A 9,842-nucleotide genomic window follows, 5' to 3' on the forward strand; every position below is an offset into this window, starting at 1 on the left:
GCAGTGTGTCATAGGCTTCTCTTGCCAAATCAAGGGCCCGGTCAAAATCGGTCTCCTCTTCCAGCAGCAGCCAGGCCAGGTTTCCTTTAATTTCAGGGTGATCCGGAAAGGAATTAAGCGCCTGCTCCATCACCTGTACGGCATCCGAGATCCGTTGTTTTTTCACATAATACGCTGACAGCTTAAGCCACCCCCCGACATACTGCGGCAGCTTTGTTATGCATTCGGCCAGTGTTTTTTCGACGCCCTCATCCTTTCCTGTCGCTTCAAAAAGTGCTGCCTGCAAAAGAAAAAAAGGGCCTGACACCTCTTTTTTCGCCATGGCTTTGTCTATATATGCCTGGCATCGGTCATAGTCTTTGAGGCCAAGGCAAATTTTTGCCCCGGTATAGTAAACAGCCGGATTCGCGTCATGAACCGCCAGCGCATCTATCTTTTCAAAGACCCTCTCTCCTAGGCCATGATCTGAAGCGAGCCGGGCATACGCGTACAAGGCCGGATATATGACCGGTGCATCTTCAAAGACCTGGCTGTAAGCTGTCAGCGCCTCCTGCACCATGCCTTGGGCCTCAAAGGCCTGCCCCAGAAAAAAGTGGGCCGAAGCGCCGCCTCCCAGATGCCACGACTTGGACAAAGGAGCTATTGCACAGGAAGGATCCCTGCGGCCAAGGGCGCACAGCCCTTTGAGCTTCCAGACCCGGGCACTGGACGGTTCCTGTCCCAGAAATCGATCCGCATATTGGTCTGCCAGGCCGTAATCCTCCCGCTTATAATTCAGCGCAGCCATGGCAAATATCGACCCCTCATGATCCGGGTCCAGCATCAGTGCCCGGAGAAACGCTTTTTCAGCCAGCTTACTCTGGCCCCCGGCAAAATAGGCCACACCCAGAAGATAATGGGCGGACACAAGGCCGTAGTCTTTGTCCAATGCGGTTTTCAGATATGACTCGGCATGGGAGTACCCTCCCTTGAACAACCAGAATTTTCCCATCAGTAGATGATACCCCGGCGCATCCCTGCTTGCCTGGGCAAGTTGATCCAGCAGCTTTTCCGCATCTGCCATGTCTTCAATCGCAAGATAAAAATCGGCCAGCATCATTTTAAATCCGGTATTTTCAGGATACTCAGCAATTAGTTTTTTTAAATAGGCCACTGCCTTTTCTAACTTCCCGGCAACGCGATAAAACAGGCAAAGCCGGGTTTTAAATTCAAGGTCTCCAGGGTCTGAATCCACGGCCATGAGGAGGTACCTTTCGGCGCTGGTATCATCTCCTGCAAGGGCATAATAATCTGCAGCAAGCATGAGATCCATGGGTGTTTTAATACCCTGGGTGCGGCAAAGGGTGATTATCTTTTCGGCCTCAAAGGCCTTTTTTTGTTCCTGAAAACAGATGGCCAGCTTGAGCCTGGGGCGAATCTGGGCGGGTAAAAGCGCTGCAGCTTTCTCATAAGCCGCTTCTGCCGTTTTGAATTCAGTCTGTAGCATGGCAAGATCGCCGGAAAGCATCAAAAGGAGGGGATCTGAATCATGGTTCTTGAGAAGCTTTGACAATAAATTCCGAGCCGCTGCCGTATCCCCGCGAACCAAGGCAATCCGGATAATTTGCTGTTGTGTGTCAACATCTTCGGGATTTTTTTCCAGTGCCTTTTTAAAGCATATCTCAGCCTGGTCCAGGTTGGACAATTTCAGATAAACGGCGCCCATCTTGGCATATACACGTCCGGACTGCCCGACCGGCTCCTTTGCTCTTAGCCAGTATTGAAGGGCATCGGCATAATCACCGCGCTCAAAAGCCTGGTCGCCTTGATTCTCAAAATGATCCTGGGGCGTTCCAAACTCCCAGATCAAAAAACAGCCTACAAGGATCCCCGTCATTAAAGCGGAAATCAACACGCCTGTGGCGGCAACAGCTATTTTTTTGCGTTTACGCTTCATCGTTTCACCACAATCAGGCCGACCAGACCGATAACGGCCATAACAGCCGCCCAGGAAAGAATTTCAATTTTATTGTTTGCCAGAAACCGCAGCAGCTTGAGTCCCAAGGAAAAAATCCAAGGCATTTGCGTATCCCGGCCATAGGTTTGGTGATATGCGCCGCTGCCTACCGGATTTTTCGAATACGCCTCTTCTAAACTCAACGCCTGGTATTTTTCAAGGGCAGGCATTGAATCCTCCCTGCCTTTTTTTTCTGCCTGGACCGCCTGAAGATCTCGGCTCTCTTGAACAGGCAGGCTTACTTTTCCGCCGGTCTGAAAAAGAATCACCTCTGCCACTTGCCGTTTCAGCTTGTCGGCAGGCACCAATTCTTTCGCATCAGATACCTCTACCGCTTTTTTGTGGCTTTTTTTTGCCTCAAGATAAGGGATGCTCAAATCCTTTAACAGTTGGGCATTTCGTTTTTGTAGCGCCCGGTATTGCTCTATAAGATTTTTTAACCTGAGATTTGCCGCAATCCGGCGGTCAAGCGATGCTTGAACGTTTGTCTCTGATGCGGATAAAAGATTAAAAGGAATATCAATCTTAAGCTCTCCGGCGCTTGCCGGAGATGACTCTTTAGAAAATGTTCTATACAGGCGGATTTCTGAGTCAGTATCCGGGGTATTCGGCAGAAAGGCATAGGTTTTGGACACCTCCTCTGCGATTCGGGGCGACTCGAAAACGGGACAATTTTCGCACGTGTCGGAAAAATGAAACCAGGCATATGTTTTTCCCTGGGTTAAGCACAAAAAAAACAGCGTCCCCAAAATGTTTAAAATCAAATATCGCGTCCGCATATCTCGTTCCATGTTCCTACAATGTCGAAATTTTTATTTCGTTGACAATACTGAGTATCCCATAATACAAATTGTATTTAACATTTGAGCGTTATCATAAAGTAAACAAAAAGCCAATTCACTTTTAAAGAGGTTGTTCATGAAAACCTGTTCCAAAATTATGTTAGTCATTTTCATCACATTGATTACTTGCACCGGATTTGGATGCGCAAACAAGGACGAAAAAAAAGCAGCCCATGTAAAAAACGGTGACGAATACTTTGATGCAAGGGAGTATAAAAAGGCTGAAATAGAATATAAGAACGCGCTCCAGATAGACAATAAAGATACGGCAGTCCTTTTGAAGCTTGGCGACATATTCATGAAGACAGGCCAGTTAAAATCGGCCTTTGCGCTTTATTCCAGCGTAGAAAAACTTGATCCGGAAAATATTGAAGCCCTGGTGAAATTATCGAGATTTTATTTTCTGGATAAAAAACTGCCGGAAACCCAGGCCAGGATCGATAAAATTTTGAAAAAGGACCCCCAAAATCTGGACGCGCTCTTTCTCAAAGGACAGGTTCTGATCAGAAAGAAGCAGATTGAAGATGCCCGGATTGTTTTTGAAAAAATTCTTGAAATCCAGAACAGCCATGTGGGAGCCCTGCATACCATGGCCGCCATAAAAGCCGGCGAAAAAAAATTCGACGAGGCTGAAGCTTTTTTGCTCAAAGCTGTGGAATCAGGCAAAGATGCGACAACGGCCAGAAACGTCCTGGCCCAGTTCTATATTCTGCGAAAACAATTGGATAAAGCAGAGGAACAATTACATCTGTCAGCGGCAGAGCATCCTGAAAATCCAGGGCACCAGATTCTTCTGGGTAATTTTTACCTGAGAACAAAAAATTTCCAAGAAGCTGAGACCGCGTTTAAAAAGGCGGTTGAGATCCAACCGGACACTCCCCGGCCCATGGTTATACTGGCCGGATTCTATGACGTGACGGGCCAAAAGGATAAGGCCCTTGAATTGTACAGGAAAGTCGCTGCCCTTGATTCTGAAGACAGCAATACCCAGATGATCTTGGCAAGATTCCTGTACAAGGAGAAAAAAATAGACGAAGCGGAGAACCTGGTCGCCGGCATTCTCAAAAAACGGCCCAAGTTGGCGGATGCCAGAATGCTGAAAAGCGAAATCCTGATTTTTCAAAAAAAATATCAGGATGCGCTCAATATCCTGATCGCCCTTGAAAAGGAAGAACCAAATGCCCACAGGGTTCAATATTTTAAAGGCCTTTCTTATATCGGAATAGGGGAGCCGAACCAGGCGGCATCAGCCCTGGTCAAGGCGGTGGAGCTGAAACCGGACTATACCCAGGCCCGGTTGCTGATGTCTGAAATTTATTTGCGCCAGCACGCCTATGATCTTGCCGTAAATCAGACCACTGCGGTAATTAAGCTTGATCCCAAAGCCTACCGGGCCTATCTGCTCCGGGGCAACGCCTATGTGGCCCTGAAAAAAATTAAGGAAGCTGAAGACGATTATAAAAAAATGATTGAAATCGGCTCTGACAATCCGGCAGGCTATTACCGGCTTGCCTACTTAAAATCTGCGCTGAGGCAATTTGACCAGGCAGCCCCCTTGCTGGAAAAGGCCTGGTCCCTGAACAACAAACTCATTGACGTATTTACCCTGAGAATCAGAAATGCCGTGGCTCAAAAAGAATTTGACACCGCCCATGACCTGTGTACTCAGCAGATGGATGCATTCACGGATAACAATAATTTGAAGGCGCTTGTGCACAGCACCCGTGCAAATATTTACCTGGCCCAGGAGGATATGAAACAGGCAGAATCAGAACTGCTGAAAGCCGTTGACCTTGCCCCGGATTATCTGAGTCCCTACGGAACGCTGGCAAAAATATACCTGTCCCAGAAAAATATTGAGGACGCAAAAAAACAATATCTGACCATGATTGAAAAAAACGATAAACTGGCCCCGCCCCATATGTTGCTGGCCGTCCTTTTTGAAGCGGAAAACAAATTTGATGACGCAGAAACCCATTACCGTAAAGCCCTTGAAATCAATCCCAACTATGCAGCCGCCGCCAACAATCTGTCATTTTACCTGGCAAGCCGGACAGATAAATTTGACGAGGCCCTGGCCCTGGCAAAAACAGCGAAAGCCCTTTATCCCGAAGATCCGAGCATCATGGATACGATGGGATTTGCCTATTATAAAAAAGGGTTGTACGGAAATGCCGTTGCCGAATTTTTGGACTGCCTGGAAAAACAACCAAACCATCCCATTATCCGCTACCATTTAGGGCTGGCGTATTACGGAAAAGGGGAAAAAGAGCAGGCACTCAAAGAGCTGTCCAAGGCCCTGGAGCTTAATGATAATTTCCCCGGGGCCAGTGACGCAAAAAAATTGATAGAGGAAATGAAATAACTCAATAAAATAGATCAGTAGTGTCCGGTTAGGTTTTTGCGTACATTTTAAAAACGCTGTTTTTGATACTTCTTTAGAATTTAGCTGGGGGCGCTTGCAAAAGCTGAGAAGGAAACATTTTCCTGACCCTTGGAACCTGATGCGGGTAATACCGACGTAGGGAAGCGGATCATGCCTCTTCAAGTAAGTGCCTACCTATAAAAATACATTATCTGCACCGGGTTGATAATAAAGGTTTTTCTTCGGAGGTCAGCATGGATAAAAAAAGAAGTTTTGACGAATTTGCACAAGCATATGATGCGTGGTTTTTTGACAATATGAATCTGTTAAATTCAGAGGTGAACCTGGTCGCTTATTTTATGAAAGATGCGGGTGATACTTTTTCTGTAGGGTGCGGAAGTGGTCTTTTTGAATCAATCTTGAAAAGAGATTTTAACATTTCCATTCAGTACGGTCTCGAACCATCAGAGGGAATGGCTGAGATTGCCCGTAAACGGGGGATAAGTGTTGAGGTAACCACAGCGGAAGACGCCGATCTGGGCGAAGAACAATACGATACGATCCTATTCAACGGCACACCAAGCTATATCAATGACCTGCAGTCCGTGTTTCACAAAGCATATACTGCTTTGAGAAAAGGAGGTAAAATCGTGGTTATTGATGTTCCTAAGGAAAGTTCATACGCAACCATGTATAACCTGGCAAAAAGTGTCGAAACATGGGAACATCCATTATTGGAAGGAGTTCACCCAAGGGACCCGTATCCAATTGAATTTGTAAAGGTTGCAAACTGGCGTACAACTGCTGAGAAAGTCGAGATGCTTAAAACAGCAGGTTTTCAAGACTTTGATTATGCTCAAACGCTCACTAAACATCCGCTATACTCAAACAATATGGAAGAACAACCAATTCCGGGGTTTGACTGCGGTGATTATGTTGCCATTTGTGCCTTTAAGGAACGAGCACGAAATAAGATGGCCAATTAAAATTTCTAAACGTACGGCCGACAATGGCCGACTGTTTTGAAATGGTCGAGTTATTTAAGGCTCATTCCTAAAAAATAAAAATAGAGGAATCAGGGGGTGATGAAGAATATTAAAGCAGCAGGAAAATACACTCAAAAGATGTGGGATGCGGTATCTTCTATTTATGAGGATACAATCGCTCATCCCTTCGTTGTACAACTGGCGAAAGGCACATTAGATAAAAATAATTTTGCACATTTCCTGTCGCAGGATATCCTTTATCTCAAGGATGATAATCTGGCTTTGGACCTGTTGGCCGAAAAAGCTCCCAACGAATCTGAAAAGCAATTCTTTCAAATGTTAGCCAAAGATGGGCTGGACATTGAAAAAGCCCTTCACAATGAGTTTCTGAAATATTTTGATATTGAGGAAGCTGAAGAAAAGTCTCCTGCAATTGAGAAATACACTTCCTTTCTGCTTAATCACAGTAAAAATTCCGTATTTGCTCTTGCTGCTGCGGCACTTTTACCCTGTTTCTGGGTGTTTAGCAGCGTTGGTAACCACATCTTGACCATTGCGGAAGCTGACAACGAATACCAGATGTGGATCGACACCTATCATAGTGAAGCGTACGAGCAATACACGCAAAGATTTATTGATATTGTAGAGCGGCTATCATCCGCAGCAGATGAAGAACTTCATCAGGAAATGTTGAAAGCCTTCACGCTATCAACACAATATGAACTCGATTTTTTTGAAGAAGTTATGAAAAAGTAATTGCAATAACCTTTAGCCGATTGTGATCGTCCCTTTCTATGGGATTGGTTATCCAACCATATTTTTCATTTCCAGGATATGTTTACATGCGATCGCCCTGGACATTGAGTCTGAATCTATTGACAGAAAAAGATCCAACGTATATGGTCTTAAAAAAATATAAAGGGAGAAATAGTTTAATGATCTTTAGCTTCAGCAAAAATTTTTATTTTAGCACTCGATTTTATAGAAAGGACAGCCTGCCTGTGGACAACTGATTTTTCCCATAAATTTAACTAAATCACTAAAACCGCAGCAGGCAAAACCTGAGGCGGTTTTTTTATTTGAAGCTGATTATAAAAAAGGAAATTGAGATGACTGACCATGAGATTAAAGACAAGGACAATCAAAAGCAGGCAGATGATGATTCTTCGCCCCTGTCTCCGCTTCGTGGGGAAATTGACCGTATTGATGAGCGCATTCTTGAACTGATCAACCAGCGCCTTGAGATCGGCAAAAAAGTAGGGGAGATTAAAAAACAAAAAGGCAGCCAAATTCTGGATCGAACCCGGGAACGCATGGTGATTGAGCGGCTTTCCCGGCTGAACCCCGGCCCTGCGGACGAAAGCCTGATTCAGTATATTTTCAATGTGATCATCACGGCCACACGGGAAATCCAGAAGCCTAAGACCATTGGTTATTTAGGGCCCCTTGCCAGCCATTCCCATATTGCCGCCCTTCATTATTTCAACCACTGCGGGGAATTTGTAGAACAAGCCGGTTTTTTTGATATTTTCAACAATATCGAGCGAAAAGAGCTGCATTTCGGCATTGTTCCCGTTGAAAACTCCATTGAAGGGGCTGTCAACTATACCCTTGATCTTTTTGCCGAGTTTGATCTTGAAATTACGGCAGAGCATTATGAGCCTGTTTCCCATGATCTGTTATCCATCACAGGGGAACTCAAAGACGTTAAAACCGTTTATTCCCATCCCCAGGCCATTGCCCAGTGCAAAAACTGGTTGAAGAAACATCTGCCCCATGCCATAGTCATGGAGACCAGCTCCACATCAAATGCGGCTCTTCTGGCCTCGAAGGATGAACAGATTGCCGCCATTGCATCCGGCAAAGCAGCACATTTTTATAACCTGCTGCCGGTGGCATCAAAAATACAGGATCGTGCCGGAAATATTACGCGGTTCCTTGTGATTGGGGGCGATCGTCCGGAGAGAACAGGGAATGATAAAACATCTATTATGTTTGCCACGAACCACACCCCGGGCGCACTTTTCAGGGCGCTTTCGCCTGTGAACAGATCCGGCCTGAACATGGTTAAACTTGAATCCAGACCCACGCGTCATTATAACTGGAGCTATCATTTTTTCATGGATATTGAAGGGCATATCCAGGATGAAATCGTATTTCAAACCATTGAACAGATTCGAAGCCAGGCCCTGTATTTAAAGGTGTTGGGGTCGTACCCGATTTTTGAAAAACAGGAGATATTACAATGATTGACGCTGCCACCCGGCTATATTGTCTATTCGGCAATCCTGCCAGGCACTCTAAAGGCCCTGTGATTCATAATGCAGCGTTTAAAGATAAGGGCATCAATGCCGTTTACCTTGCTTTTGAGGTGCAGGATGCGGCAGGCGCGGTACAGGCTGTGCGCACGCTGGACATCAAGGGCGCTTCCGTAACCATTCCTTTCAAGGAATCCATCATGGAACATATTGACTGGATCGATCCCACAGCCCGGGTCATTGGTGCAGTAAACACCATAGTGAATGAAAACGGCGTATTAAAAGGATATAATACCGATTGTCAAGCCGCTGTTGCGCCCCTTGTCCCCTTTGGTATTTCAGGAAAAACCGTCTGTATTGTGGGTGCAGGCGGGGCAGCCCGGGCCCTGGCCCACGGTATTGCAGCCCAAAATGGGGATATCATCATCACCAATCGGACCGAACAAAAAGGCCGGGCCCTTGCTGAGACGGTTAACGCTCGGTTTATACCTGCCGAAGAGATGGAAAATATCCAGGCGGATGTGATTATCAACACCACAAGCATCGGCATGACACCCAAAGAGAATGAAATCAGCTTTCCGCCGGAAGCATTAAGATCGGAAATGGTGGTAATGGATGTGGTATATACCCCGTTGAGGACCCGGCTGCTTGAAGCTGCAGAACAAAAGGGCTGCACAACCATTGACGGCCTGTCCATGTTCATTGCCCAGGCAGCTGCCCAGTTTGAATTATGGACAGGTATAATCCCTGATACGGATCTGATGCGAAACACCATTATTAACGACTGATTAAAGGAGAACTTTATGAAACTGGTAATTTCCAGAAAGATCCAGGACCAGGTGGTCAAAATTCCGGGTTCCAAGAGCATTTCACACAGGATGCTGATCTGTGCCGCCCTGGCCGACGGCATATCTCAAATTTATAATGTGCTGGACAGCCAGGATATTTCTCTTACCCGCAAAACCCTGGAGTGTATGGGGGCTCAAATCGAAAGCAGACAAGACGGTGCCCTGTCGGTTACAGGTTTCGGCGGCCGGCCCAAGCCCTGGCCGGATCCCATCCACCTTGGTAACTCAGGCACGTCCATGCGCCTTTTAGCAGGCATTGCCGCCCTTGGCAGCACCCCATATACCCTGACCGGGGATGAGCGCATGCGTCAACGCCCCATGGGAGAGCTTTTAGACGCCCTTGGCCGTATCCGGATCCGTGCGGCTTCCCAAAACAATGAAGGTACACCGCCGGTAGTGATCCAGGGCGGTGACAGGGCAGGGGGGCGAACGCTTCTTGACTGCTCCCGGTCAAGCCAGTACCTGTCCGCCCTGCTCATGGCCGGGGCTTTTTTTGATCATGGCCTCGTGATTGATTTGACAGGGCCTGCCGTGTCCCAACCATATA

8 protein-coding genes and 1 riboswitch are annotated in these 9,842 nt (G+C 46.5%); of the genes, 6 read left to right on the top strand and 2 right to left on the bottom strand.

The features are described from left to right. Positions 1-1,936, bottom strand: a 1,936-nt coding sequence (locus B3D59_RS02725; protein WP_286817562.1) for a tetratricopeptide repeat protein, incomplete at its 3' end; no start/stop codon positions are given. Then, the gene (locus tag B3D59_RS02730) at positions 1,933-2,760 is read right to left on the bottom strand and encodes a hypothetical protein (protein ID WP_286817564.1); all 828 of its coding nucleotides are present in this window, start codon (positions 2,758-2,760) and stop codon (positions 1,933-1,935) included. The genes B3D59_RS02725 and B3D59_RS02730, both read right to left, overlap by 4 nt. A 154-nt stretch (positions 2,761-2,914) precedes the next feature. Between B3D59_RS02730 and B3D59_RS02735 the strand changes: the two genes are divergently transcribed. From B3D59_RS02735 to B3D59_RS02760, 6 genes are all read left to right on the top strand, one after another. After that, positions 2,915-5,203: a tetratricopeptide repeat protein gene (locus tag B3D59_RS02735; protein WP_286817566.1), complete on the top strand. Its 2,289-nt coding sequence runs from the start codon at positions 2,915-2,917 to the stop codon at positions 5,201-5,203. Positions 5,204-5,279: 76 nt separating this feature from the next. Further along, positions 5,280-5,383, top strand: a riboswitch (TPP riboswitch). 74 nt (positions 5,384-5,457) lie between these two features. After that, entirely contained in the window at positions 5,458-6,189 is a 732-nt protein-coding gene (locus B3D59_RS02740) for a class I SAM-dependent DNA methyltransferase (protein ID WP_286817567.1), read from the top strand. 99 nt (positions 6,190-6,288) lie between these two features. Further along, the gene (locus tag B3D59_RS02745; protein ID WP_286817568.1) at positions 6,289-6,945 is read left to right on the top strand and encodes a TenA family protein; all 657 of its coding nucleotides are present in this window, start codon (positions 6,289-6,291) and stop codon (positions 6,943-6,945) included. Positions 6,946-7,298: 353 nt separating this feature from the next. Further along, positions 7,299-8,438 carry a prephenate dehydratase gene (gene pheA, locus B3D59_RS02750; RefSeq protein WP_286817570.1) on the top strand — a complete coding sequence of 380 codons (1,140 nt, stop codon included), beginning with the start codon at positions 7,299-7,301 and terminating at the stop codon, positions 8,436-8,438. Continuing rightward, positions 8,435-9,235 (top strand): shikimate dehydrogenase, encoded by an 801-nt coding sequence (locus B3D59_RS02755; RefSeq protein ID WP_286817571.1) that lies wholly within the window; start codon positions 8,435-8,437, stop codon positions 9,233-9,235. Before pheA ends, B3D59_RS02755 begins: the two co-directional genes overlap by 4 nt. 15 nt (positions 9,236-9,250) lie before the next feature. Next, a partial coding sequence (locus B3D59_RS02760) for a 3-phosphoshikimate 1-carboxyvinyltransferase (protein WP_414646512.1) occupies positions 9,251-9,842 on the top strand: 592 nt, incomplete at its 3' end.

The organism is Desulfobacter sp. UBA2225 (genome assembly GCF_002348205.1).
Classification (GTDB): domain Bacteria; phylum Desulfobacterota; class Desulfobacteria; order Desulfobacterales; family Desulfobacteraceae; genus Desulfobacter; species Desulfobacter postgatei.